Source organism: Cellulosimicrobium cellulans, from assembly GCF_042723955.1.
Lineage (GTDB): Bacteria > Actinomycetota > Actinomycetes > Actinomycetales > Cellulomonadaceae > Cellulosimicrobium > Cellulosimicrobium cellulans_H.
Genome location: NZ_JBHXIC010000017.1, coordinates 1 through 24,126, shown reverse-complemented (window position 1 = coordinate 24,126; position 24,126 = coordinate 1). Strand labels below are relative to the sequence as shown.

Sequence of the window (24,126 nt, the reverse complement as noted above, 5' to 3'; positions counted from 1 at the left end):
CGTCAGCGCACGACGCCCAGGGCGGCGGCCGTGGCGTCGTCGGCGGGGAAGAACGACTCGATCGCGATCTCGTCGAGCGTGACGTCCCGGGGGGAGCCGAACACCGTCATCGTGTAGAGGAACGCGAGCTCGCCCTGCGGGGTCGTGAGGCGCAGCGGCACGACGGCGTCGCTCGCCGGCGAGCGGTCGTCGCGTCGGTGCTCCTCGGGCGGCAGGTAGCCCTCCACCTCGGCGAGTAGGTCGACGAGCGCCGGGTCGCCCGTGCGGTCGAGCTGGCGCCGCACGCGTCGTCGGACGTGCGCGCCCCACTCCGCGAGGTTCGCGATCCGCGCGGCGAGGCCGTCCGGGTGCAGGGTCAGGCGCAGCACGTTGACGGGCGGCTCGCGCAGCCGGTCGGGTACTCCGTCGAGGAACGTGCCCGCGGCGGGGTTGGCGGCCAGCAGGTTCCAGCGCCCGTCGACCGCCATCGCCGGGAGCGGCTCGTGCCCCGCGAGCACGAGGTCGACGGCGCGGCGTGCGGCGGCGAGCGTCGCGGTCGACAGCGGTGTCTCGCGGTGCCGCGGCGCGTAGCCCGCCGCGAGGTAGACGTCGTTGCGCGCGCGCAGCGGGACGTCGAGCTCGTCGCACAGGCGGTCGATCATCGCCCGGCTGGGCTGCGCGCGGCCCGTCTCCAGGAAGCTGATGTGGCGCGGCGAGACCTCGGCGCCCAGCGCGAGGTCGAGCTGCGAGCGCCGACGCCGCACGCGCCACTCGCGCAGCATCGATCCGGCCGGTGCGTCCACGGGAGGCATGCACCCACCCTGCCCTTCCCCGCGGGGCGCGCCAACTACCTCCGAGGTCATCGACACCGTGTCGTGGTCCGGCCGACGGTGGTGCTCCGGCCACCCGCCGGACCGCCACGGCGCCGCGGACCAGGCGCCGGCAGAGGAGGGACCATGACCGAGACGACGACGCGGACCGCGACGGCGGTCGAGCGCTACCTGGAGTTCTGGAACACGGGGGACGCGGCCGGGCGCGACCGGCTCGCGTGCGACACGTTCTCCCGCGACGTCGAGTACGTCGCTCCCGTGACGCGCGCCGAGGGGTGCGACGCGGTCCTGGCGTTCGCGACCGAGCTGCTCACGCACGTCGCGGGGCACCGGTTCGAGGCGCGCTCGGCGCCGGACCTGCACGACGACCGGCTGCGCCTGCAGTGGCGCGCGGTCGCCCCCGACGGGTCGGAGTTCGCGACCGGCACCGACGTCCTGCACGTCCGGCCGGACGGGCTCGTGTCGTCGGTGACGACGTTCCTGGACCGCGCGCCCGACGGCTTCGACACCCACCACCACTGACCGCTGAGTGCATGAAATAGTCGCTGTCGCATCGATACGACGGCGACTATTTCATGCACTCAGCGGGTCGGGGCGTCAGGAGAGGTCCCAGAGCAGGCGGTAGTAGGCGATGCGCTCCGGGTCCGGGTCGATGCCGTAGCCCGCGTAGACGTGGCCGTCGTACCCGGGGCCGTAGTTCCACTCGGTGCTCCACGCCGCGACGGCGAGATCGGCCCAGCGGTCGGCCACCCCGAGCGAGCCGAGGTCGACGTGCGCGGCGAACGAACCGTCGTCGTGCAGGAGCGTGTTGGGCACGCACGCGTCGCCGTGGCACACGACGAGCCGGTCGACGGCGGGGGCCGCTCCGAGCCGGGCACGTGCCACCGCGACGCCGAGGCCGCGGTGCTCCGGGAACCACCCGTCCGGTCCGTCGCCGCGGGCGAGGCGTGCGTCGGCGTTCGCCACGCGGTCCTCGACGGCCCAGGTGAACGGGCACGACGCGACGGGGAGCGCGTCGTGCAGCGCGCGCAGCCCCCGCCCGATCGCGACGGCGGCGGTCGCCGGGTCGGCGACCCAGCGCGGCTCGACCGCCGACCGTCCCGGGACGGCCCGCGTGACGAGCCAGGCGCCGTCGTCGTCGGAACCCTGGGCGAGGACGCGCGGGACCGGGGCGCGGTCGCCCACCCACGCGAGGCGCGCCGCCTCGCCCGGGAGGTCGATCTCGGGCGTCCCCGCGGGCACCCACTTGGCGAACCGGGCGCCGTCGGCGCCGTCGAGGCGGAAGGTCAGGCCACCGAGCTCGTTGCGCCACACGGGCGTGGCGACGTCGTCGCCGGCGAGCGCGCGGACGGCGTCGGGCACGACGACCGGGCCGGTCGGGACGGCGGCGAGCGGGACGCGACTCATGCGCGCGATCCTCGCACGTCAGCCTTGCGCAGCAGGGACCCGCGCATCAGGGACCCGCGTATCAGGGAGCCCGCGTCGGTCCTCCTTCCGGACGGGGGCGCGGGACCCGACGGCGGGAGCACCCTGCCGGTCCCGCGACGACGGAGGGAACGACGATGACGACCGTCCTGACGGCACTGCCGACCTGGCCGCGCGTGCGACGCGGCGCGAACGGGCACCCGGTCCAGACGCTCCAGCACCTGCTGCGGCACCGCGGGCACGAGCTCGCCGTCGACGGGCTGCTCGGGCCGCGCACCGAGGGCGCGGTGCGCGCCTTCCAGGACGCGGCCGGTCTCGACGCCGACGGCGTCGCGGGCCCGGCGACGTGGTCCGCGCTGGTCGTGGTGGTGCGCCGGGGAAGCGTCGGCGAGGCCGTGCGTGCGGTGCAGCGCGAGGCCGTCGCGCGCGACCTGTCGGGCGGGCCCGACCCGGTGCTCGCCATCGACGGACAGTGCGGCCCGCGCACCGAGGCGTGGGTGCGCGGGTTCCAGGACGCGCTGCACGCGGGCTTCCCGGAGGTCGCCGTCGACGGCGTCGTCGGGCCCGTGACCTGGCGCTGCCTCGTCAGCGGGATGCTGTCGCACTGACCTCGCGCGCGTCCGGCTCGCTGCCGACGAGCGCGTCGCACACGGCGAGCAGGCGCGCGCGCAGGGCCGCGCCGCGCTCCGCGAAGGCCCGCTGGTGACGCACGTACTCGGCCTTGCCCTCGGGCGTCTCGATCGCGACGGGTTCGAGCCCGTACGACGACACGTCGTACGGCGACGCCTGCATGTCGACCACGCGGACGTCGCGCGCGAGCTCGAAGCAGTCGAGCACGAGGTCGCCCGGGACGGCGGGCGTGAGCTTCAGCGCCCACTTGTAGAGGTCCATGGTCGCGTGCAGGCAGCCGGGCTGCTCCAGGGCGGGCTGGGTCTCGCGCGTCGGCCGCAGGCGGTTGAGCGGGCCGGCCTCGGGGGTGAAGAACCGGAACGCGTCGAAGTGCGAGCACTGCACGGGATGGTTCTCGACGACGCGGTCGGTGCCGTCGTGCCCCAGGCGCAGGGGGAGCGGGTGGCGGTGGTCGCGGCCGGTGGCCCGGTCCCGGTAGACCATCGCCCACTCGTGCAGACCGAAGCAGCCGAACCGGCCGGGTCGCGACGCCGTGGCGGCGAGCAGGGCGCGCAGGTAGCGCACCGTGTCGCCGCGGTCGGCGAGGAAGGCCGCGGTGTCGAGCGTCAGTCCGTCGGGCGTCTCCCGGTACCACCGCCACGCGGCGCGCGCCGTGCACGGGTCGGCGGGCTCGTCGTCGGGCCGAGGTGCGGTCTCGTAGACGGGCACGCAGCCCGCCGGGCGGGCGAGCACGACGCCGGGGCCCGGGTGCCAGCGGCGGAGCTGTGCCGGGCGCGTGGGGTAGTAGGTGAAGAGGAAGTCCTCGATCGCGTGCTTCTCGCCGCGCGGCTTGCGTTCGCGCCACCCGGCGGTGAACGCGTCCGCCCGCTCCGCGTGGGCGTGCTCGCGCGCCGTCCACGCCTCGGCCGCGAGCACGACCGGGCCGACGACGTCGGTCGTCGGGGCGGCAGTCGCGGTGACGGTCGGGGGCACGGTTCCAGGGTACGAGAGCGCCGGGGCGGCGCCGACGAGCCGACCCACGAGACGGTTTCACCCGGGCGGGCGTTTTCCCGATGTGGGCGCGAGCGGGAAGAATGCTCGTGAACGTGCTGTGAAGGCCCGGCACGCCAGACCGGACGACCTCCCGTCGACCGGCCACCCGACCCGTTGGACCGATCTCGCGGCGACGCCGCGGAGGAGCACCATGTCGCAGCCGCCCACGGCACCGCAGGACCCGTACCAGTTCGACCCCTACCGGCCCCACGGCGCCGACCCCGCGCAGCAGGCGCCGTCGCACGACGCCTGGGCGCCGCAGGGCGAGGCGCCGACGCAGCCGTACGGCTCGGCGAACGACGCGTACGCAGCCCCGGCCTACGGCGCGGCGCCGGAGCAGGCTCCCTACGGCGCGGGCCAGGGGCCCGCGTACGGCGGGGACCAGCAGCAGGCGTACGGCCAGCAGCCCGGGTACGGCCAGCCCTACGGCGACCCCGCGCAGCAGCCCTACCCGCAGCCGTACCCGGACCCCGCGCAGCAGGCGTACGGCCAGCCCTACGGCGACCCGGCGCAGCAGCCGTACGGCAGCCCGTACGGCAACGGCTACTCGGCGTACACCGCGCCCGCCCCGGCGACGAGCACGGTCGCGATCGTCGGCTTCGTCCTGGCGATCCTCGGCTTCCTCGGGAGCTGGATCCCGTTCGTCAACATCTTCGCGGCCCTGCTGGGCATCACCGGGGTCGTGCTCGGGTTCGTCGGGCTGTCGCAGGTGAAGCAGGGGCGGTCGGGCAAGGGCTTCTCGATCACGGCGATCGTGCTCGGCGTGCTGTCCGTCCTGGCGACGATCCTCATGTGGGTGGTCTTCGTCGTCGCGGCGAACGAGGCGTCGACGCAGTACGAGCAGACGCTGTCCGAGATCCAGGAGGACTCCGACCGCGCGTTCGGCGAGGCCACCGAGGACGTCCTCGCCAACGACCTCGGCGTCGAGTTCGGCACCTTCGAGGGCACGGCCGACGAGCTCGGCTGGGTCGAGTCCTCGCTGCCGGTCACGTTCACCAACACGTCCGACGAGCCCCTCACGTTCGACATCGACGTGGACGCGGTCGCCGCTGACGGCACCGTGATCGAGAGCGACTGGGCGTACTCCGAGACGCTGGAGCCGGGTGCCTCCGAGACCGTGGAGATCTTCGACTTCATCGACGCCGAGAACCTCGAGGCCATGAAGACGGCCACGTTCGAGGTGACGCAGGCGAGCGCCTACTGAGCCACCCCAGCGGTCTGGCCCAGCGAGGTGCCGGACCTGCACGGTACGAGAGCGGAGAACGACATGACCCACCCGACGTGGGGAGACCAGCGGGCGCAGCACCCGACCTCCTTCGCCCCGCCACCACCCAGCGCGCCCGGCGCGGCACCGGGAGCGCCCTGGCATGATGGGCCGGCCCAAGCCTGGCCCACCCACGCCGCGCACCCGCCCGCACCCTACGGGGTGGGGCCTGCGCCGAGCAGCGGGCCGCCGCCACGGCCACCGGTCGGCAACGGTGCCGCTGTCGCGGCGGTCGTCGTCGGAATCGTGGCGCTCCTCCTGTGCCTCGCGCCGGTGGTCAACGTCGTGGCGGGGCTCCTCGCGCTCGTCGCCGTCGGCCTGGGCATCGGCGGGCTCGTCCGAGCAGGTCGGGTACCACGAGGGACCGGTGCGGCGATCACGGGGCTGTGTCTCGGCCTCGTCGCGGGGTTGGGGTCGATCGTGTCGACCGTCGCCTACTCGGCCATGCAGCGCGCCGAGGTCACCTGGGTCGACACCGCCGAGACCGCAACGACCCCGGAGCCGGATCCCGTGACCTCCGACGGCGCAGAGACGACGGGTGACGAACCGGCGGTATCCCAGCCTCTCCCGGTCGAGGAACCGGTGACCCCCGCCCTCCCGGCGGTCGGCACGCCCGTGCGTGACGGGGACTTCGAGTTCGTCGTCGGCGCGATGGAGTGCGGGGTCATGCGCGTGGGCGACGACTACTTCTACGAGACGCCGCAGGGTCAGTACTGCATCGTGTCCCTGAACGTCACGAACGTGGGCGACTCCGCGCAGACGTTCTTCGGGAGCAACCAGTACGCGTTGAACGCGGCGGGCCAGGAGTACTCGGCGGACGACGTCGCGGGCCTCTACCTCGGCGACGACGTGCAGGCGTGGATCGAGCCCGTGAACCCGGGCAACTCGATCTCGCCGCGCGTCGTCTTCGACGTGCCCCTCGACGGTGCGCCGGTCAGCATCGAGCTCCACGACTCCGCCTTCTCCGGCGGAGTACTCGCCGCTCTCGGATGACGACCTGGCCCGCTCGGCGGCACGACGACCCGTACCGCCCGGGCATGCAGGGGGAATCGTGAGCAGGAAACCTGACGCGCGGCGCGTCCCTGCCTGGGGGACCGCGCCCGGGGCCGGGCTCGACCCGACGACGAGTGCGGTGTCGCCAGAAGCTGGACCGGGTCACGCCGATTCGGGCGACGAACCGCGCGCCGGAACGGCTGGCCAGCCGGAGGAGCATGCCGCGGGCTCGACCCGCCGTGGGCGGTGGTCGTGGACCACGGCGGCGCTCGTGGCTGCGACGTTGGGCGTCCTCCTCGTCGTCGCCGTGCTCGCCACGGAGGCGGTGACGGCGCGGCGCGGCTGGGCGCACGTCGGGGGCCTCTACGCGGTCGGGGGTGCCGCGGTGGTCGCGGTGGGCGCGGTCGTGTGGCGGCGTGGCACGCGTGGCGTGGCCGGGGCGACGCGCGCGCTCGTCGCGCTCCTGACCGGCACCGTCGTGCTCACCGCCTGGGTGACGGTCGACGTCATGACGGCCGGCGGGCCCGGGTACGGCCCCGGCAGCTCGCTGCGCGGGTACCCGCTCGGCGGGGGCCACGACGAGGTGCCCGAGGTCGACGCGGCGTCGGACCGGGTCTGGTACGGGGAGTCGGTGCGCTATGCGGACGGCCTGGTCGTCTCGGTCGCGGCCCCGCAGCCGTACACCCCGAGCGAGCACGCTTCGGAGCGCGAGTCCGACCACCCGCACGCGGTCCGCCTCCGGGTGCGGGTCACCAACGGCACGGAGCGGGTGCTCGAGCCGGCCGGCCTCGACCTGCAGCCGGTGTCGGGCGGGCTCGTCGCGCGCAAGGTCTACGACTACGCCCCCGACGTGCTCCTCGACCGTCCGGACGAGATCGCGCGCGGGACGAGCGCGGAGTGGGACGTCGTGTACAACGTGTACGACCCGGAGGACGTCGCCGTGGGCGTCGACCCGACGTGGGCGAGCTACGCCGTGGCCGTGTTCTCCTGGTGACCACCGGCGATCCCGGCCCGTCCCGCGTCCGGCGGGGTCACTCGGTGCGGTCGAGGTACTCCTGCGCGAGCCGCTTCGGGGCGCGCGCGAGCCACGCGTCCTGCAGCAGCTCCTCGCGCTCCGGCACGGCGACGAGGTCGAGCCGCGCGAGCACGATCGGGTACCCGTCGAAGTGGCTCGTCGTGCAGAACACGGCGGGGTCGTCGCCGAGCAGCGCGGCCTTCTCGCCCTCGTCGGCGACGCGGAACGCGACGGGCGGTTCGGCGGGCGCCGCGTCCCCGAGCTCGTCGAGGTCCTTCGCCCGCAGGGGCCGCTCCCAGACGAACAGCTTGCCGTGCACGGTCCATTGCCGCGGACCCTTGAGGTCCGTGTCCGGCAGCACCGACACGATCCGCTCGACGTCCTCCCACGAGGCCATGTCTCCACGGTAGGCCGCCCGCCGATGACGGACCACACGATCGGCTGCCTGGCCGGGCCGCGGGTGCGTCAGAAGGGCGCGACCTTCCCGAGCGGCGGGAAGATCTCGTCGAGCTCGGCCAGGTCCTCGGCCGTGGGCGTCCAGGCGCCCGCCGCCGCGTTCTGCCGCACCTGCTCGGGCTTCGTCGCGCCGGCGATGACGCTCGACACCTGCGGGCGCGACAGCAGCCACCCGAATGCGACCTGGACCTCGGTGATCCCGCGCACCTGGCAGAACGCGCGGAGGCGTGCGAGCGCCTCCCACGGCGCCGACTCCAGGAGGTGCGGCTTGCTCGTGACGAGGCGGCCGTCGTCGGGCCGCGCGCCGTGCGCGTACTTGCCCGTGAGCAGGCCGTTCGCGAGCGGGAAGTAGGGGAGCACCCCGAGCCCGTACGCGGCCGCGGCGGGCAGCACCTCGAGCTCGGCCGCCCGGTCGACGAGGTTGTACTGGTTCTGCGCGGACACGAAGCGCACGGTCCCGGCGGCGCGGGCGGTGAACTCGGCCTCGGCGACCTGCCACCCCGCCCGGTTGGAGTGCCCGACGTAGAGCACCTTGCCCGCGCGCACGAGGGCGTCGAGCGCCGCGAGCGTCTCGTCGATCGGCGTCCGCGGGTCGGGCGTGTGGAACTGGTAGAGGTCGATGCGGTCCGTGCCGAGGCGGCGCAGCGAGTCCTCGACGGCGCGCACGACGTAGCGCCGCGACCCGCGGGCATCGAAGTCCGCACCCGCGGCGCCGCGCATCGACATGCCGAACTTCGTCGCGACCACGGCGTCGTCGCGGCGCGACCCGAGCGCCTGGCCGAGCAGCTCCTCGCTCAGCCCGGGGCGACCCCCGTAGGAGTCGGCCGTGTCGAAGAACGTCACCCCCGCGTCGAGCGCGGCGTCGACGACGGCGCGCGTCCCCTCGAGCGTCTCGGTCACCGTGCGGGGGCGGCCGAAGTTGTTGCACCCCAGCCCGACGGCGGACACGGCCAGGCCGGACCGGCCGAGGCGGCGCAGGGCGGGGCGGGGTGCGGTTCCCTCGTTCGCAGTCGTCATGCGGCGACCCTACGACGGGCCGCGGGCGGCCGTGACCGCGGACGCGCGCGCTGCGACCGCCGCGAAGAGGCGTTCGAGCGGCCCGCGGCCGAGCGCCCAGCGCCACAGGGTCGCGACCGCGAGCGTGGCGAGCACGAGGGCGAGGAGGGGACCGTTCGTCGTCTGCTCGTAGGCCGCGTCGCCCCACGCCCACAGCACGACGATCTGCGCCGAGTACACCGTGAGCGCCATCGCGCCGACCGCGGCGACGGGCGCCAGCACCCAGCGCCCGACCCGGCCCGCGAAGAGGCACAGTCCGAGCACCGCGACGGCGAACCCGCCCGACCCCACGACCTCCGGCAGGGTGTCCGTGTGCGGGCCGGCGAGCCACAGGTACGCGCTCGTCGGCCACGGGTCGGACCAGTCCAGCGGCTCGGGCCGGAAGCTGCTCGACCATGCGGCGGCGGCGTCCTCGACGGTCTGGGCCCCGCCGAGGGGACCGGTCATCGCCGCCGAGAGCCCGTACCCGATCCCCAGGGCGAGCAGCCCGCCGCCCACGAGCCCGACGCGCACGGCGGTCGACGACAGGTCGGAGCGCCCGATCGCGATCCCGACCAGCACGTACGCCATCCACACGACCGCGGGGTAGTGCCCGGACACGAGGAAGTCGGTCAGCGCTCCCGACCCGTCGTCGGGCAGGTGCAGCCCGGCGCGCGCCAGCACCTCGGGGAGCCAGTACGCGAGCACCGGTCCGACCACGGCGACCGCGCCGGCGAGCACGAGCAGGTCGCGGCGGCGCCAGCGCAGGAAGGGCAGGGCGAGCACGAAGTACGCGGCGTAGAAGCCGAGGATGAGCAGCACGCGCGTCCCGAGCAGGTCCAGCAGGCCCACGAGCCCGAGGAGCATCACGGCGCGCACGAGGATGCGCGTGCGGGTCTGGAGCGCGGCCAGCCCGTCGAGGGGCGACTTCCCGCCCGAGACGATCGCGAGCGACACCCCCGCCACGAGCGCGAACAGGATCGACGAGCGCCCGTGGGACAGCGAGAGCCAGCCGGAGACCTCGCCGAAGTCCTCGGAGGTGTACCCGACGTGGGCGGCGAACATGCCGAGGACGGCGATCCCGCGGGCGACGTCGACCCCCGGGACGCGCCCCGGCCCGCCGAGCAGGAGGGCGGCGTGCCGCTGCGCGAAGCCGGGGGAGCGCGCGGGGTCGGCCGGGGAGGGGGTCGTGCCGGTCGCCGCCGTCATGGAGGGATTGTCCGCGTGGGGGCGCGCTCCCACCCGGCCGCCACGCCGAAGCGGGCGACGGTGCGATCCTCGCGCGGACCGCGCGCCCAGAGTGTGAGAACGGGGTCGAGAACGATGCACGTCCGGCCTACGGTGCGGGTATGACGCACACCCCCCACGGCGCCGACGCGGCCGCCGACCACCACGCCGACGCCCCCACCGGGGCCGGCAGCGACCCGGCGCAGGAGTCCGAGTCGTACACGCACGGGCACCACGAGTCCGTGCTGCGCTCGCACCGGTGGCGCACCGCGGAGAACTCGGCCGGCTTCCTCCTGCCGCACCTGCGCGCGGGCATGAGCGTCCTCGACGTGGGCTGCGGCCCGGCGACGGTCACCGTCGACCTCGCCGACCGCGTGGCCGGGGGACGCGTCGTCGGGGTCGACGCGTCCGAGGCCGTCCTGGACAGCGCGCGCGAGCTCGCCGCCCAGCGCGGTACCGCGAACATCACGTTCCAGCACGCGAACGCGTACGAGCTGCCGTTCGCCGACGGCACGTTCGACGTCGTCTACGCGCACCAGCTCTTGCAGCACCTGTCCGACCCCGTCGCCGCGCTGCGCGAGATGAAGCGCGTCGCGAAGCCCGGCGGCCTCGTCGCCGTGCGCGACGCCGACTACGCGGCCATGACCTGGTACCCCGAGTCACCGGGCCTGACGGAGTGGAACACGCTCTACCACGAGGTCACGCACGCCTACGGGTTCGAGGCCGACGCCGGGCGTCGCCTCTTCTCCTGGGTCCAGGACGCCGGGTTCGACCTCGACGGCATCGAACCCAGCGCGAGCACGTGGTGCTACGCGACCCCCGCCGACCGCACGTGGTGGGGCGGGCTGTGGGCCGAGCGCTGCGTCGCCTCGAACTTCGCCGTCCAGGCGAAGGAGTCGGCGCTCGCGGACGACGTCGCGCTCGAGCAGCTCGCGCAGGACTGGCTGCGCTGGGCCGAGGAGCCCGCGGGCTGGTTCGCCGTCCTCAACGGCGAGGTCCTCGCCCGCGCGTGAGCGCCGGCGTGCGGAGGGCTCGCGCGGTCGCGGGAGCGCGGGCCGGATAGCCTGGGCCCGTGCGCATCGCGAGATTCACCACCGGAGACGACCCCCGCTACGCCCTCGTCCAGCAGGAGGGGGACCGCACGTACCTCGCGGTCCTCACGGGCGACCCGCTCTACATGCCCGTCACGCCGACGGGCGAGCGCATCGAGCTGGGCGACGGCGTCCGGCTCCTCGCGCCGGTGATCCCGCGCTCCAAGATCGTCGCCGTGGGCCGCAACTACGCGGACCACGCGAAGGAGATGGGCAACGACGTCCCGACGAGCCCGCTGCTGTTCCTCAAGCCGAACACCTCGGTCGTCGGCCCGGACGACCCGATCGTCCTGCCCGACTTCTCGCAGGAGGTGTCCTACGAGGCGGAGCTCGCGATCGTCATCGGTCGGCTCGCCAAGGACGTCTCGCCCGAGGCGGCACCCGCCTACGTGCTCGGCTACACGGTCGCGAACGACGTCACCGCGCGCGACGCCCAGCGCATCGACGGACAGTGGGCGCGCGCCAAGGGCTTCGACTCGTCGTGCCCGCTCGGCCCCTGGATCGACACCGACCTCAACCCCGAGGACGTCGGCGTCCGCAGCCGCGTCAACGGCGAGGTGAAGCAGGACGGCCGCACGAGCGACATGATCTTCGACATCCCCTTCCTGGTGTCGTACATCTCCGAGGCGATGACCCTCCTGCCCGGCGACGTCATCCTCACGGGCACGCCTGCGGGCGTCGGCCTGGTCGACGTGGGCGACCGCGTCGAGTGCGAGGTCGAGGGGATCGGCGTCCTGAGCAACCCGGTCGTCCGGCGGGCCTGAGCGTGCGACCCGCCCCCGGGCGGACCGTCGCGCGCGGAGCGGGCTGGGGCGCGGTCGTGCCCTGTGCCGTCGTCGTCGTGCTCGTGGTCCTGGCGGTTCTCGCCGGGGGCGTCCCCACCGGGGAGGCCTTGTCGTACGGGATCGTCCTCGCGATCGTCAGCGTCCCGGTCTGCGCCCTCGCGGGCGCCGCCATCGGCGGGCTGGTCGTCCTCGTGCGCGCGCGGTCGCTGAGCGATCCTGCCGCTCGCTCGGCCACCGGCGGCCGAGCGCCAGGTGCGGACGGCAACCCGGAGGGACGTGAGGCTGCCCCGCTGCTCCTCACGGCCGACGACGTCCTCGCGATCCCCGGCGTCGCCTCCGTCGAGATGACGCGCGTCGAGTCAGGGCTCGAGGACCTGTACGTGCGGTTCGACGACGATCCTGATGGGGAACGCGACGTCACCGTCCTGCACAACACCGCGGTGAGGGGCGCGCTCGTCCTGCTCGGCACGGCGAGGCTCGAGCTCGGCGAGACAGACCTCCGACTGCTCCTGGAGTCTGTCGGTGCTCGCCGGTGTCGCCTTGAGAAGGGCCATCGGATCGTCGTCTGGCCCGCGTTGGGCGACGAGCGGGTCTTCGTCTGATGGGGACGTCCGGCACCGACGGTGTGACGCGCGACTACCCGACACGGGCGGAAACACGAGAGGTTCTGCTCGGGCTCGCCGACGAGACGCTCTCCCGCGACGAGGCGAGCGACTGGGCGTGGGGGTACCTCGCTCAAGACTCGCGCTGCTACGACGAGTGCATCCAGGACGCTCTCGACCGCCTCGCCGGCGCCGAACCGCTCCCGCCCGGGATCACCGGTGACTACGCCGTCGACGACTTTCGCGACTGGCTCCAGGACTTCGACCGTTGCGTGACCGATCGAACGGTCGAAGACACCGTCACGCGATCAGCGCCCGGTACGGACCCGGCAGGGCTGGACTGAGACGACGACCTGGGCGACGCCGGACGCCCGGGCGGCGGGCGGCGTCGGGCAACTACGCTGGGCACCGTGATCCCCGCACCCGGCTCCTCGCCCGTCCGCGTCCGCTTCTGCCCGTCCCCGACCGGGACGCCGCACGTCGGGCTCATCCGCACCGCGCTGTTCAACTGGGCCTATGCGCGGCACACGGGCGGCACGTTCGTGTTCCGCATCGAGGACACCGACGCCGCGCGCGACAGCGAGGAGAGCTACCAGCAGCTCCTCGACGCGCTGCGCTGGCTCGGGCTCGACTGGGACGAGGGCGTCGAGGTCGGCGGCCCGCACGAGCCGTACCGGCAGTCGCAGCGCGCGGACATCTACCAGGACGTCATCGCGCGGCTCGTCGAGGGCGGGTACGTGTACGAGTCGTTCTCGACCCCCGAGGAGTCCGACGCGCGCAACGCCGCCGCGGGCGTCAAGACCAAGGGGTACGACAACTTCGACCGCACCCTGACGGACGAGCAGAAGGCCGCGTTCCGCGCCGAGGGCCGCGAGCCCGTGCTGCGCCTGCGCATGCCCGACGAGGACATCACGTTCACGGACCTCGTCCGCGGCGAGATCACGTTCAAGGTGGGCTCGGTCCCGGACTACGCGCTCGTGCGCGGCAACGGCCAGCCGCTCTACACGCTCGTCAACCCGGTCGACGACGCGCTCATGGGCATCACGCACGTACTGCGCGGCGAGGACCTCCTGTCGTCGACGCCGCGCCAGCTCGCGCTGTACCGGGCGCTGCTCGACATCGGCGTGGCCGAGGTGATGCCGGAGTTCGGCCACCTGCCGTACGTCATGGGCGAGGGCAACAAGAAGCTCTCCAAGCGGGACCCCGAGTCCAACCTGTTCCTGCACCGCGAGCGCGGCTTCACGCCCGAGGGCCTGCTCAACTACCTCGCGCTGCTCGGCTGGTCCATCTCGCCGGACCACGACATCTTCACCGTCACCGAGCTGGTGGAGGCGTTCGACGTCCACGACGTGCTGCCCAACCCGGCGCGCTTCGACCTCAAGAAGGCCGAGGCGATCAACGCGACGCACGTGCGCCTGCTCGCCCCCGAGGACTTCCGCGACCGCCTCGTCCCGTACCTGCACGCGGGCGGGCTCGTCCCGGCGGACTCGTTCGCGGACCTGTCGCCGCGCAACCAGGAGATCCTCACGGCCGCCGCGCCGCTCGTGCAGGAGCGCATGGTCCTGCTCGGCGAGTCGGTCGGCATGCTCGGCTTCCTCTTCACGGCCGACGACGCGCTCACGGTCGAGGACGACGCGCGCGGCGCCCTGCGCGACGACGCGAAGGACATCCTCGCCGCCGCGATCACCGCACTCGACGTGCTGCAGGACGACGAGTTCGTCACCGCGGCCATCGAGGAGCGCCTGCGCGACGCGATCGTCGAGGGCATGGGCGTCAAGCCGCGCTTCGCGTTCACGCCGCTGCGCGTCGCGCTCACGGGCCGCCGCGTCTCCCCGCCGCTGTTCGAGTCGATGGAGCTGCTCGGCAAGGGCTCGACGCTGGAGCGCCTCGTGCGCCTGCGGGACGCGCTGTGACGGAGGTCGGCGTCCCGGGCGCGCACGCGCCTCTCGAGGGCGTCCTGTTCGACGTCGACGACACGCTCGTCGACACGCGCGCCGCGTTCGCGGAGGCCATCACCGCCGCGTCGCGCGTCTGGCTGCCGCACCTTCCCGAGGACCGGTACGACGAGGTCCTCGCGCTGTGGCGCTCCGACCCGAACGGGCACTACCGCGCGTACACGCGCGGCGAGGTGGAATTCGACGCGCAGCGCATGGCGCGCGCCAACGAGCTCCAGGGGACGTTCGGCGGCCAGCTGCTCGACGACGCCGCGTACGTGGACTGGAAGGACCTCTTCTGGGGCACGTTCGAGGCGTCGTGGACGGCGTTCGACGACTCGCGCCCGGTCGTGGACGCGCTCGTCGCGGCGGGGGTCCGCGTGGGGTCGCTGACGAACGCCCGCGTCGAGCTCCAGACCCGCAAGCTCGCCGCGGCGGGCCTGCTCGACGTCCCGCTGCTCGTCGGCGTGGACACGCTCGGCTTCGGCAAGCCCGACCCGCGTGTGTTCGCCGAGGCGTGCGCGCGGCTCGGGACGGACCCGGCGCGCACGGCGTACGTCGGCGACGAGCTCGACGTCGATGCGCGTGCCGCGCGCGCGGCCGGCCTCGTCGGCGTCTGGCTCGACCGCCCCGGCACGCGCCGCGGCGGCCCGCACCCCGAGGACCCGGCGTCGGCCCGCGCGTCGGGCGTGCACGTGGTCCACGCCCTGGCCGACCTGCCCGCGACTCTCGGCGTCGCGGTCCCCGCGCCGAGGTAGAACCCTGGTATCGCGAGGTAGAACCCTGGTAGTGCGAGGTGGAAGCCTGGTGGTCGACCACGGTTCTACCTCGGCCAACCACGGTTCTCTCTCGCGTGGCCATGGTTCTACCTCGGCGTTCGGCGGCCCGGTGGTCAGGTGAGGAGCAACACCCCGACGAGCGCCGTCGTCGTGACGAGGAGCGCCGACAGCCCGCCGAGGACGAGCGCGCGCCGCCCCGTGCGCAGCAGGTACGGGACGTCCACGCCCAGCCCGAGCGCGAACATCGCGGCGACGAACGCGACCGTCGTCGCGGTCGCGAGCGCGGCGAGCAGGGGCGCCGGCACGACGCCCAGGCTGCGCAGCGCCACCGCGGCCATGAACCCGACGACGAACCACGGCATCGGCGCGACCCGCGGTGGGGCCGCGTCCGTCGTCGTACCCGAGACTTCGAGGTGGTCCGCGCCGGCTGAGCCGACCCGGGCGAGGGCGGCGCGCCGCGCGGCACGGGCGACGACGACCCCTGCCACGGCGACGAGCGGGGCGAGCAGCGCGACGCGCGCGAGCTTGGCGACGGTGGCGGTCGCCAGAGCGGGGTCGGAGATCGTCCCGGCGGCCGTGACGACCTGCGCGACCTCCTGCACGCTCGCACCGATCCACAGCCCGGCCTGCTCGTCGCCGAGGCCGACCAGCGAGGCGAGCCACGGCAGCGCGACGATCGCGAGCGTGCCGTAGACGGTGACGAGCGCGAGGGACGCGGCGACGCCGTCGTCGTCCTCGCGGACCTGCCCGGGGGTGCGCCCGGGGCCGGCGACGACGCCCTGCATCGCCGAGATCGCCGCGGCCCCGCACACCGAGAACCCGGTCGCCACGAGCAGCGTCGTGACGTGTGGCACTCGGAGCGCGCGACCGAGCGCGAGCGTGCCGGTGAAGGTGATGAGAAGGGTCGTCGCGACGACGACGAGCCCGCGCCAGCCCAGCGCGAGGACCTCGGGCACCGAGAGCTGGAACCCGAGCAGCACGACGCCCGTGCGCAGGACGACGCGGGAGGTCCACGCGACCCCGGGTCGGGACGCTGCGACGGCCGCACGCCCTCGCCGGCTCCTGACCGCCCGGCCCAGGACCGGTGCGACGAGCGCTCCGAGCACGAGCGCGACGACGAGCGGAGACACCGTCGGGACGAGCCGCGACCCGAGCAGCACGACGACCGTCGCCGCGGCGACCAGCCCGAGACCGGGCAGCAGCGCACGGGCGCCCGCGGCGCGGCGGGACGTGCTCGCCGCCGCGACGGGTCGTGGGGCGCGGGTCGTGGGGGGTGCGGGAGGGGCCATGCTCACGAGCCTGCTGCGCGCGGCGGCGCCGCGGAAGACCGAGCTGCCTCGCAACCCATAGAGTAGGCCTATGGCCCAGACCTCCCGCGACCGCACCTCGCTCTCCGCGCTCGAGCTGCTCGTCGCGACCGACTCGCACGGCTCGATCAGCGCCGCGGCCCGCGCGCTCGGGGTCGCGCAGCCGACGGCGTCGGCGGGCCTGCGGGCGCTGGAGCGCCGCCTCGGGCTCGAGCTCCTCGAGCGCACGACGCGCGGCTCCCGCCTCACCGAGACGGGCCGCGCCACGGCGGCGTGGGCGCGCGAGGTGATCGAGGCGTCGGACCGCTTCGAGACGTCGGTCGCCGCGCTCCGCGACGCTCCCGCCGCCCGGGTGCGCGTCGCGGCGAGCCTGACGGTCGCGGAGTACCTCGCGCCGCGCTGGCTCGCGCGCCTGGCGCTCGAGGGGTCCGGCCCCGCCGGGGGAACGCCGGACGTCGAGCTCGTCGTCCGCAACTCGCGCGAGGTGACCGATCTCGTCCTCGACGGCGGCGTGGAGCTGGGGTTCGTCGAGAGCGCGACGCTGCGCCGAGGGCTGCGCAGCCGCACCGTCGCGCACGACCGGCTCGTCGTGGTCGTCGGGCCGGCGCACCGGTGGGCACGGCGGAGCGCGCTGCGGGTCGACGAGCTGCTCGCGGGCGGGCTGGTCGTGCGCGAGCGTGGCTCGGGGACGCGCGAGACGCTCGAGCGCGGCCTCGCGGCGGTCGGCGAGCGGCTGCCCGACCACCTGCCCTACCTCGGCTCCACGGCGGCGCTCAAGACCGCCGTGCAGCACGGCGGTGCCGTCGCGGTCCTGTCGAGCCTCGCCGTCGCCGACGACGTCGCACGCGGCTCCCTGGTCCGGGTCGCCGTCCCGGGGCTCGAGCTCGACCGACGACTGCGCATGGTGTGGAAGGACGGCACCGCGCTCTCCTCGGCCGCACGCCGTATCGCGGCCGCGGCGGCCGTCTCGTCGGGCTGACCGGTCGCCGTCCCGCGGCGCCTCAGCGCACCGACGCGTCCCAGCGCCAGCGCATGCGCTGCCGTCGGCCGGGCAGCTCGCCGCGCCCGGTCGCCCAGAGGAGCAGGAGGTCCGTGTCGTCGTCCGGTCCGGGCTCGACGTCCGGGAAGAGCCGGGCGAGCACTCTCGGCGCGAGGTCCGCAGGGAACGGCACGTGCTCGCCCGCGAGCCCGAGCAGGACGTCGTGGCCGTGCACGAGGACCTCGACGACGCCCATCGCCGCGAACCCGGTCGCGTCGGAGGTCCCGTAGGGGTGGTAGGCGCGCGCGGCCCCCGGCCGGGTCTCGGCGAGGGTCGCGAGCAGCTCGCCGCTGCCGAGCAGCGCCTCGCACAGGCCCGCGGTCCCCGCCGTGCGGTCGACGTGCGCGATCTCGTCCTCCCCGCGCGGCCCGACGAGCGGGACGTACGCCAGGCGCGGGAGCGCGGCGAGCTGGAGGGCGTAGGCGAGCAGGTCGTCCACGACGTGCTCCGCCGTCGTCCAGCACGACCACCGCACCGGGCCGGCCTGCGCGTCGAACGCGGCGACCGGGTGCCGTACCAGGTGGTCCGCGAGCCAGCGCGTCGCCGTCCGGACGTCGTCGCCGATGACGACGTCGGGAGAGCGGTCGGTGCGGGCGCTCACGCGTCGTCCGACGTCGTCGTGAGCACGTCGGCCCGCCAGCACTCGGCGAGGTACGGCAGGTCCACGTCGGTGCGCCCCGCGAGCGCCGGGTGCGTCGCGACAAGGCCGTCGATCTCGCCGAGCAGATCCTCCCGCCGTGCGTCGGGAAGCGTCAGGAGGTAGCTGCGCGACGCGGCGAGCGGGCGGAGCGACGACGTCGGGACGCGGTCGGCCCAGGGCACCGTGCGGTGCTCGGGCGGGGTGAAGAGCTGCTCGGCGAGCACGGGCTCGCGGTAGCTGTGCTCGAGGGTGTCGCCCCGGTGGATGACCTCCGTGAACCGGCCGACCCAGTCGACCGCGTTGTCCCGCACGTTCCACACGATGCCGAGCCGTCCGCCGGGGCGCAGCACGCGCGCGATCTCCGGCTGGGCCGCCGGGGAGAACCAGTGCCACGCCTGGGCGACGAGCACGGCGTCGACGCTCGCGTCGGGGAGCGGGATCGACTCGGCCGAGCCGGGCAGGGCCTGCGCGCCCGGGACGGACTCCGCGAGGCGCCCGCGCATCGCGTCCGAGGGCTCGACGGCGACGACGTCCAGCCCGCGGGCGACCAGCCGCTCGGTGAGCTTCCCGGTGCCCGCGGCGAGGTCGAGGACGCGGCGTGCGCCGTCGGGCAGGAGCCAGTCGACCGCCCCGTCCGGGTAGGAGGGCCGCGTGGACGCGTACTGTGCGGCGCCCTGCTCGAACGACGCGGCGCGGTCGGCGCGCGAGCCGGGGTCGGGAGAGTCTCCTGAGCTCATGCCTCGACGGTGCCAGACGGCGGCGGGGCGCGTCGACCCGGAGGGGCACCTCCGCGTGCCCGGCTCAGCGGTTCGGGTCGCATTTGGTCCGCGTCGCCATGTCCGGTAATGTTCTCGGCCGGTGGGACCTCCACAAGAGGGAGCCAGGGGACGAGTCTCGACTCGTCGCGACAGCTCTCCAACAGTGGCTGGTTACCCCCTTGGGGTATGGTGTAATTGGCAGCACGAGTGATTCTGGTTCACTTAGTCTAGGTTCGAGTCCTGGTACCCCAGCGAAGAGCTCCGGCTCAGATCGAGCGGTCAAACCCGCTCGAAACATGAGGTAGAGTTCTCGACGGAGAAACGGACCGGAAACGGTACGGAGATCCACAGGCCCCCATCGTCTAGCGGCCTAGGACGTCGCCCTCTCACGGCGGTAACACGGGTTCAAATCCCGTTGGGGGTACAGAGAAAGGCCCGGTCACCATCACGGTGACCGGGCCTTTGTCATGTGCGGAGAAGCTTCAGCGGCGCGCGACGCGACGTGGTGATGGCGCGCACCGGTGTGACGAAGGTCGCGGCCCACGGTGGGGAGGGTTGATCGCCGCGCTGGCACGACGGACCCGTCATCCCCCGTTCTTCAGCTCGTCGAGGTGCCGTCAGGGCGCGCCGTCGCGACCCGGGCCCGGCTCGTAGGGCTTCGGGATCGGCGTCGGCGTGGGGCGCGGGTGGATGACGGGCACGTACGTCGCGCGGTGCTCCCCGGAGACCGCCCAGCCGGGCTCGTCGTCGTGAGGCTCCGCGGGGTGATCGCCGCCGAGCCGCCCGTCCCTGCGTCCCGCGGCGCCCTGCGTCGCCTCCGACGGCCCCGCGACCGGGATGGGCTGCGTCGGGCCGCTCGACTCGCCCGACGCGCGCCCGGGGACCACGACGACGCGCTGGTCGGCGGGTGGCGGCGCGGGGACGGGCGGCAGGGTCTCGGCCGGACTGCGGCCGTCCCACGCGGGCGCGGGCTCGACGGGCGCCGGCTCGGCCGGCTGGGGAGGGCGCGGGCCCGGCGGCGGGATCGACGCGGGGGCCGCGCCCTGGGATCCGCCCTGGGCTTGGCCGGAGCCGTTCGCCGGTGCCGCGCCGGGGCGGCTGCCCGGCGTGAAGAGCGTGTCGCACAGGAGCCGGTAGGTCGCGTCGGGGTGGGAGACCCAGTCGATCTGGCGCAGCGCCTGATCCTGTCCGGCGGACTCCAGGAGGAACTGCCCGTAGCCGAACACGCGCCCGACGGGCGACCGCCCGTAGTTCATGTCCGTGACCTTGGTGAGCGGCATCATGGCGACCTTGTGCGTGATGAGGCCGTAGAGCAGGAGGAGGCGCTTGTCGGTGGCGACGAACCACTCGTTGCGCCACTCGAAGACCTTCCACACCAGGCGCCCGGCGAGGATCAACCACAGCCACCACAGGAACAGCACGCCGTCCCCGACGGCGGGGCCGGCCTGCACGACGAGCCAGGCGACGACGAACGCTCCCGCGACGGCGGTCACGACGGGCTCGAGCAGCATCCCCCAGTGGTGGCGCGTGGCCACCACGACCCGCTCTCCGCTCAGCACGTAGCGGTCGAGGATCTTGCTGCGGGGACGGCCGCGGGCCACGGTCAGTCCAGGAGCGAGTTGAAGAACTGCCCGATGGAGCTGAAGGCGCCGACGATGACGTCCCAGATGCCCTCGACGATGTCGGCGGCGCGGTCGGGGCTCCTGATGACCGCGTAGACGGCGAAGATCACGAGCACCCAGATCAGGGTCATCTTCACCTTCGGATGCATCGGGACTCCTCGTGTCTCGGGTTCGGACGGTCAGGCTCGCCCCCTGCCGCCACCGAGCCGTCCGGCGCCGGGGCACGCACAGCATGGCAGCAGCCGGTGACATTTTGACAGGGCACGTCCCGTTTGTGGCCCGCGGCACGCCGACCGACGCCGACCCGGCGCGACGTCGTCGACCGGGACCGAACGGTGCCCACCGCCCGCGGTGCGCGCCGAACCCGACGCGCCGAACCCGGGGTTGCCGCCGGGCGCGGCGGCCGAACCCGGCCACATCCCCGGGTTCGGCGCGTCCCGCTACTCGCCGGCGCGGCGCAGCACCTCGGTGAGGCGGTTCGCGGCGGCCACGACCGACCCGGAGTGCAGGCGGCCGGGCTGGCGGCTCAGGCGCTCGACCGGGCCGGAGATGGAGACGGCGGCGACGACGCGGCCCGACGGCCCGCGGACGGGCGCGGACACCGAGGCGACGCCGAGCTCGCGCTCGGAGACCGACTGGGCCCACCCGCGGCGTCGGACGCCCGAGAGGATCGTGGCCGTGAAGACGGCCTCGCGCAGGCCGCGGTGCAGGCGGTCGGGCTCCTCCCACGCGAGCAGGATCTGCGCCGCGGAGCCCGCGTTCATCGTGAGCGTCGCGCCGACCGGGATCGAGTCGCGCAGGCCCACCGGGCGCTCGGCGGCCGCGACGCAGATGCGGTGGTCGCCCTGGCGGCGGTAGAGCTGGGCGCTCTCGCCCGTGTGGTCGCGCAGCGCGGTGAGCACGGGGTTCGCGGCGGCGAGCAGACGGTCCTCGCCCGCGGCCGTGGCGAGCTCGTTGAGCCGCGGGCCGAGGACGAAACGGCCCTGCATGTCGCGGGCGACCATGCGGTGGTGCTCGAGCGCGACCGCGAGGCGGTGCGCCGTCGGGCGGGCCAGGCCGGTGGCCGTGACGAGCTGGGCGAGGGTGGCCGGTCCGGACTCCAGGGCGCCCAGGACGGAGGCCGCCTTGTCCAGCACTCCGACTCCGCTAGTATTGTCCATAGGTCGATATTGACGTCTCACGCACTGAGATGCAAGTCCGGCACGGATGTTCCACCCGCTGGACGTTCTCCCCGGCAGGCTGCCGGACGGCGGACGATCGACCCAGGCGGTTCTCCATACCCCCCAGGAGCACCGTGACAGACGACGAGGAGATGAGCTACATGGCCGGCACGCTGGCGGAGAAGGTCTGGGACGCGCACCTGGTGCGACGTGGCACCGACGGGTCGCCCGACCTCCTCTACATCGACCTCCACCTCGTGCACGAGGTCACCAGCCCCCAGGCGTTCGAGGGACTGCGTCTCGCGGGCCGCCAGGTCCGCCGACCCGACCTCACGATCGCGACCGAGGACCACAACACCCCGACGCTCGACATCGACCTGCCGATCGCGGACCTCACCAGCCGCACGCAGATCGACACGCTGCGCAACAACGCGCGCGAGTTCGGCGTCCGCATCCACTCGCTCGGGGACGCCGACCAGGGCATCGTGCACCAGGTGGGGCCGCAGCTCGGTCTCACCATGCCGGGTCTGACGGTCGTCTGCGGCGACTCGCACACCTCCACGCACGGCGCGTTCGGCGCGCTCGCGTTCGGCATCGGCACGTCCGAGGTCGAGCACGTCATGGCGACCCAGACGCTCCCGCTCGCGCCCTTCAAGACGATGGCGATCAACGTCGACGGCGAGCTGCCCCCGGGCGCGACGAGCAAGGACATCATCCTCGCGATCATCGCCAAGATCGGCACCGGCGGCGGCCAGGGCTACGTCCTGGAGTACCGCGGCGAGGCGATCCGCAACCTCTCCATGGAGGCGCGGATGACGATCTGCAACATGTCGATCGAGGCGGGCGCTCGCGCCGGCATGATCGCCCCGGACGACACGACGTTCGAGTACCTCAAGGGTCGCCCGCACGCGCCCGAGGGTGCCGACTGGGACGCGGCCGTCGAGTACTGGCGCACGCTGCGGTCCGACGACGACGCGGTCTTCGACACCGAGGTCACGCTCCGCGCGTCCGACCTCGAGCCCTTCGTCACCTGGGGCACCAACCCGGGCCAGGGCCTGCCGATCTCCGCGACCGTGCCCGTCCCCGAGGAGATCGCGGACGAGAACGAGCGCGTCGCCGCCGAGCGCGCGATCGAGTACATGGGCCTCACGCCCGGCCAGCCCCTGCGCGAGGTGTCCGTGGACACCGTGTTCATCGGGTCGTGCACCAACGGTCGCATCGAGGACCTGCGCTCGGTCGCCAAGGTCGTGCAGGGCAAGCAGAAGGCCGACGGCGTGCGCGTCCTCGTGGTCCCGGCCTCCGCGCGCGTGCGCCTCCAGGCCGAGGCCGAGGGCCTCGACAAGATCTTCCTCGACTTCGGCGCCGAGTGGCGCAACGCGGGCTGCTCGATGTGCCTCGGCATGAACCCCGACCAGCTCCAGCCGGGGGAGCGCGCCGCGTCGACCTCGAACCGCAACTTCGAGGGCCGCCAGGGCAAGGGCGGGCGCACGCACCTCGTGTCGCCGCTCGTGGCCGCGGCCACCGCGCTCCGCGGGACGCTCTCCTCGCTGAGCGACCTCGACCTGCCCGAGGGCACCGACATCACGTCCTTCGACGGCACGCCGCTCGCGCCGCTCGACCCGCGCGTCCTCGTGCAGGTCTGAGCGACCCGCGCCGCGCTGCCCCACTCGTCGCCCCGAAGACTCGAAGAGGTTCTGTCATGGAGAAGTTCACGACCCACACCGGCGTCGGCGTCCCGCTGCGCCGCAGCAACGTCGACACCGACCAGATCATCCCCGCCGTCTACCTGAAGCGCGTCACGCGCACGGGGTTCGAGGACGCGCTGTTCGCCGCCTGGCGCGGTGACCCCACGTTCGTCCTCAACCAGGACGCGTACCGTGCGGGCTCCGTCCTCGTCGCCGGCCCCGACTTCGGCACCGGCTCGTCGCGCGAGCACGCCGTGTGGGCGCTCAAGGACTACGGCTTCCGCGTCGTCCTCGCGTCGCGCTTCGCGGACATCTTCCGCGGCAACTCCGGCAAGCAGGGTCTGGTCGCCGGCATCGTCGCGCAGGAGGACATCGAGCTGCTCTGGAAGATCCTCGAGACCAACCCGGGCACCGAGGTGACCGTGGACCTGGTCAACCGCACCGCGTCCGCCCAGGACGTCACCGTGCCGTTCCAGATCGACGACTACACGCGCTGGCGCCTCATGGAGGGCCTCGACGACATCGGCCTGACCCTCCAGCACGAGGACGAGATCTCCGCGTTCGAGGCGACGCGCGCGTCGTGGCGCCCCAAGACGCTGCCGGCGAAGACGCTGCCCAAGGTCGAGATCGAGGCGGCGCGCCCCGTCGGCTGACGGAGCTCGCCGCCGGGAGGCGGGGGGGGGGGGGCGGCGACACCTCGGGTGCGCGCGCCCCCCGCGCGCCCGGGGCGGGCGCGGCGCCCCCGCCGCCGAGCCCGGCACCGACGACGAGGACGTCTGCCTGGAGGTCTGGATGGGTCACGCTGGTTCCGTTTCTCTGGTGCTCTGGTGCTCTGAGG

26 protein-coding genes and 2 tRNA genes are annotated in these 24,126 nt (G+C 74.1%); 16 read left to right on the top strand and 12 right to left on the bottom strand.

The annotated features are described in order from the left end of the window. Positions 1–2 precede the first annotated feature (2 nt). On the bottom strand, positions 3–791 hold the full coding sequence (locus ACFWH7_RS07005) for an MmyB family transcriptional regulator (RefSeq protein ID WP_378215755.1): 789 nt from the start codon (positions 789–791) through the stop codon (positions 3–5). A 144-nt stretch (positions 792–935) separates the two neighbouring features. On the opposite strand from ACFWH7_RS07005, the gene ACFWH7_RS07000 reads away from it, so the two are divergent. After that, positions 936–1,331 (top strand): nuclear transport factor 2 family protein, encoded by a 396-nt coding sequence (locus ACFWH7_RS07000; protein ID WP_378215754.1) that lies wholly within the window; start codon positions 936–938, stop codon positions 1,329–1,331. Positions 1,332–1,406: 75 nt separating this feature from the next. On the opposite strand, the gene ACFWH7_RS06995 is transcribed toward ACFWH7_RS07000, so the two are convergent. After that, positions 1,407–2,216, bottom strand: a complete 810-nt coding sequence (locus tag ACFWH7_RS06995; protein WP_378215753.1) for an aminoglycoside 3'-phosphotransferase — start codon at positions 2,214–2,216, stop codon at positions 1,407–1,409. A 155-nt stretch (positions 2,217–2,371) separates the two neighbouring features. On the opposite strand from ACFWH7_RS06995, the gene ACFWH7_RS06990 reads away from it, so the two are divergent. After that, a complete protein-coding gene (locus tag ACFWH7_RS06990) occupies positions 2,372–2,842 on the top strand; it encodes a peptidoglycan-binding domain-containing protein (protein WP_378215752.1) in 471 nt (156 codons plus the stop codon). Here the strand turns inward: ACFWH7_RS06990 and ACFWH7_RS06985 are convergent. Next, on the bottom strand, positions 2,820–3,836 hold the full coding sequence (locus tag ACFWH7_RS06985) for a 3-methyladenine DNA glycosylase (protein WP_378215751.1): 1,017 nt from the start codon (positions 3,834–3,836) through the stop codon (positions 2,820–2,822). The two genes, ACFWH7_RS06990 and ACFWH7_RS06985, sit on opposite strands and share 23 nt — an antisense overlap. A 211-nt stretch (positions 3,837–4,047) precedes the next feature. Between ACFWH7_RS06985 and ACFWH7_RS06980 the strand changes: the two genes are divergently transcribed. From ACFWH7_RS06980 to ACFWH7_RS06970, 3 genes are all read left to right on the top strand, one after another. Beyond that, entirely contained in the window at positions 4,048–5,100 is a 1,053-nt protein-coding gene (locus ACFWH7_RS06980) for a hypothetical protein (protein ID WP_378215750.1), read from the top strand. Between the two features lie 306 nt (positions 5,101–5,406). Further along, entirely contained in the window at positions 5,407–6,153 is a 747-nt protein-coding gene (locus tag ACFWH7_RS06975) for a DUF4352 domain-containing protein (RefSeq protein ID WP_378215749.1), read from the top strand. A 271-nt stretch (positions 6,154–6,424) separates the two neighbouring features. Then, on the top strand, positions 6,425–7,147 hold the full coding sequence (locus tag ACFWH7_RS06970) for a hypothetical protein (RefSeq protein WP_378215748.1): 723 nt from the start codon (positions 6,425–6,427) through the stop codon (positions 7,145–7,147). 37 nt (positions 7,148–7,184) lie between these two features. Here ACFWH7_RS06970 and ACFWH7_RS06965 read toward each other — a convergent pair whose 3' ends face one another. The 3 genes from ACFWH7_RS06965 to ACFWH7_RS06955 all read right to left on the bottom strand — a co-directional run bounded on the left by ACFWH7_RS06965 (position 7,185) and on the right by ACFWH7_RS06955 (position 9,868). Continuing rightward, entirely contained in the window at positions 7,185–7,565 is a 381-nt protein-coding gene (locus tag ACFWH7_RS06965; protein ID WP_378215747.1) for an MmcQ/YjbR family DNA-binding protein, read from the bottom strand. 68 nt (positions 7,566–7,633) lie between these two features. After that, positions 7,634–8,641: an aldo/keto reductase gene (locus ACFWH7_RS06960; protein ID WP_378215746.1), complete on the bottom strand. Its 1,008-nt coding sequence runs from the start codon at positions 8,639–8,641 to the stop codon at positions 7,634–7,636. 9 nt (positions 8,642–8,650) lie between these two features. Beyond that, entirely contained in the window at positions 8,651–9,868 is a 1,218-nt protein-coding gene (locus tag ACFWH7_RS06955; RefSeq protein ID WP_378215745.1) for a heparan-alpha-glucosaminide N-acetyltransferase domain-containing protein, read from the bottom strand. Positions 9,869–10,008: 140 nt separating this feature from the next. Here ACFWH7_RS06955 and ACFWH7_RS06950 point away from each other — a divergent pair, with 140 nt between their 5' ends. From ACFWH7_RS06950 to ACFWH7_RS06925, 6 genes are all read left to right on the top strand, one after another. Beyond that, complete coding sequence (locus tag ACFWH7_RS06950) at positions 10,009–10,899, top strand: methyltransferase domain-containing protein (RefSeq protein ID WP_378215744.1); 891 nt, start codon at positions 10,009–10,011, stop codon at positions 10,897–10,899. Between the two features lie 59 nt (positions 10,900–10,958). Further along, positions 10,959–11,741, top strand: coding sequence for a fumarylacetoacetate hydrolase family protein (locus ACFWH7_RS06945; protein ID WP_378215743.1), 783 nt, complete (start codon positions 10,959–10,961; stop codon positions 11,739–11,741). A gap of 2 nt (positions 11,742–11,743) precedes the next feature. Beyond that, positions 11,744–12,364, top strand: coding sequence for a hypothetical protein (locus tag ACFWH7_RS06940; RefSeq protein WP_378215742.1), 621 nt, complete (start codon positions 11,744–11,746; stop codon positions 12,362–12,364). Then, the gene (locus tag ACFWH7_RS06935; RefSeq protein ID WP_378215741.1) at positions 12,364–12,708 is read left to right on the top strand and encodes a hypothetical protein; all 345 of its coding nucleotides are present in this window, start codon (positions 12,364–12,366) and stop codon (positions 12,706–12,708) included. Before ACFWH7_RS06940 ends, ACFWH7_RS06935 begins: the two co-directional genes overlap by 1 nt. Before the next feature lie 66 nt (positions 12,709–12,774). Beyond that, the gene (gltX, locus tag ACFWH7_RS06930; protein WP_378215740.1) at positions 12,775–14,277 is read left to right on the top strand and encodes a glutamate--tRNA ligase; all 1,503 of its coding nucleotides are present in this window, start codon (positions 12,775–12,777) and stop codon (positions 14,275–14,277) included. Beyond that, positions 14,274–15,056 (top strand): HAD family hydrolase, encoded by a 783-nt coding sequence (locus ACFWH7_RS06925; protein WP_378215739.1) that lies wholly within the window; start codon positions 14,274–14,276, stop codon positions 15,054–15,056. Before gltX ends, ACFWH7_RS06925 begins: the two co-directional genes overlap by 4 nt. Before the next feature lie 134 nt (positions 15,057–15,190). Here ACFWH7_RS06925 and ACFWH7_RS06920 read toward each other — a convergent pair whose 3' ends face one another. Further along, on the bottom strand, positions 15,191–16,366 hold the full coding sequence (locus tag ACFWH7_RS06920; RefSeq protein ID WP_378215738.1) for a YeiH family protein: 1,176 nt from the start codon (positions 16,364–16,366) through the stop codon (positions 15,191–15,193). Positions 16,367–16,436: 70 nt separating this feature from the next. Here ACFWH7_RS06920 and ACFWH7_RS06915 point away from each other — a divergent pair, with 70 nt between their 5' ends. Then, positions 16,437–17,363, top strand: coding sequence for a LysR family transcriptional regulator (locus ACFWH7_RS06915; protein WP_378215737.1), 927 nt, complete (start codon positions 16,437–16,439; stop codon positions 17,361–17,363). Between the two features lie 22 nt (positions 17,364–17,385). Here ACFWH7_RS06915 and ACFWH7_RS06910 read toward each other — a convergent pair whose 3' ends face one another. Together ACFWH7_RS06910 and ACFWH7_RS06905 are read right to left on the bottom strand one after the other, a co-directional pair. Further along, positions 17,386–18,024 (bottom strand): hypothetical protein, encoded by a 639-nt coding sequence (locus tag ACFWH7_RS06910; RefSeq protein ID WP_378215736.1) that lies wholly within the window; start codon positions 18,022–18,024, stop codon positions 17,386–17,388. Further along, on the bottom strand, positions 18,021–18,800 hold the full coding sequence (locus ACFWH7_RS06905; RefSeq protein ID WP_378215735.1) for a class I SAM-dependent methyltransferase: 780 nt from the start codon (positions 18,798–18,800) through the stop codon (positions 18,021–18,023). Before ACFWH7_RS06905 ends, ACFWH7_RS06910 begins: the two co-directional genes overlap by 4 nt. Before the next feature lie 201 nt (positions 18,801–19,001). On the opposite strand from ACFWH7_RS06905, the gene ACFWH7_RS06900 reads away from it, so the two are divergent. Further along, positions 19,002–19,073, top strand: a tRNA-Gln gene (locus ACFWH7_RS06900). Positions 19,074–19,172: 99 nt separating this feature from the next. Beyond that, positions 19,173–19,245, top strand: a tRNA-Glu gene (locus tag ACFWH7_RS06895). 193 nt (positions 19,246–19,438) lie between these two features. On the opposite strand, the gene ACFWH7_RS06890 is transcribed toward ACFWH7_RS06895, so the two are convergent. From ACFWH7_RS06890 to ACFWH7_RS06880, 3 genes are all read right to left on the bottom strand, one after another. Continuing rightward, positions 19,439–20,422, bottom strand: coding sequence for a PH domain-containing protein (locus ACFWH7_RS06890; protein WP_378215734.1), 984 nt, complete (start codon positions 20,420–20,422; stop codon positions 19,439–19,441). 2 nt (positions 20,423–20,424) lie between these two features. Continuing rightward, entirely contained in the window at positions 20,425–20,592 is a 168-nt protein-coding gene (locus ACFWH7_RS06885; RefSeq protein WP_168731655.1) for a hypothetical protein, read from the bottom strand. A gap of 291 nt (positions 20,593–20,883) precedes the next feature. Continuing rightward, entirely contained in the window at positions 20,884–21,603 is a 720-nt protein-coding gene (locus ACFWH7_RS06880) for an IclR family transcriptional regulator (protein WP_024840729.1), read from the bottom strand. 161 nt (positions 21,604–21,764) lie between these two features. Between ACFWH7_RS06880 and leuC the strand changes: the two genes are divergently transcribed. Both leuC and leuD read left to right on the top strand, forming a co-directional pair. Then, a complete protein-coding gene (gene leuC / locus ACFWH7_RS06875) occupies positions 21,765–23,246 on the top strand; it encodes a 3-isopropylmalate dehydratase large subunit (protein ID WP_141391367.1) in 1,482 nt (493 codons plus the stop codon). A gap of 56 nt (positions 23,247–23,302) precedes the next feature. After that, a complete protein-coding gene (gene leuD, locus ACFWH7_RS06870) occupies positions 23,303–23,941 on the top strand; it encodes a 3-isopropylmalate dehydratase small subunit (RefSeq protein WP_141391365.1) in 639 nt (212 codons plus the stop codon). Positions 23,942–24,126: the final 185 nt, after the last annotated feature.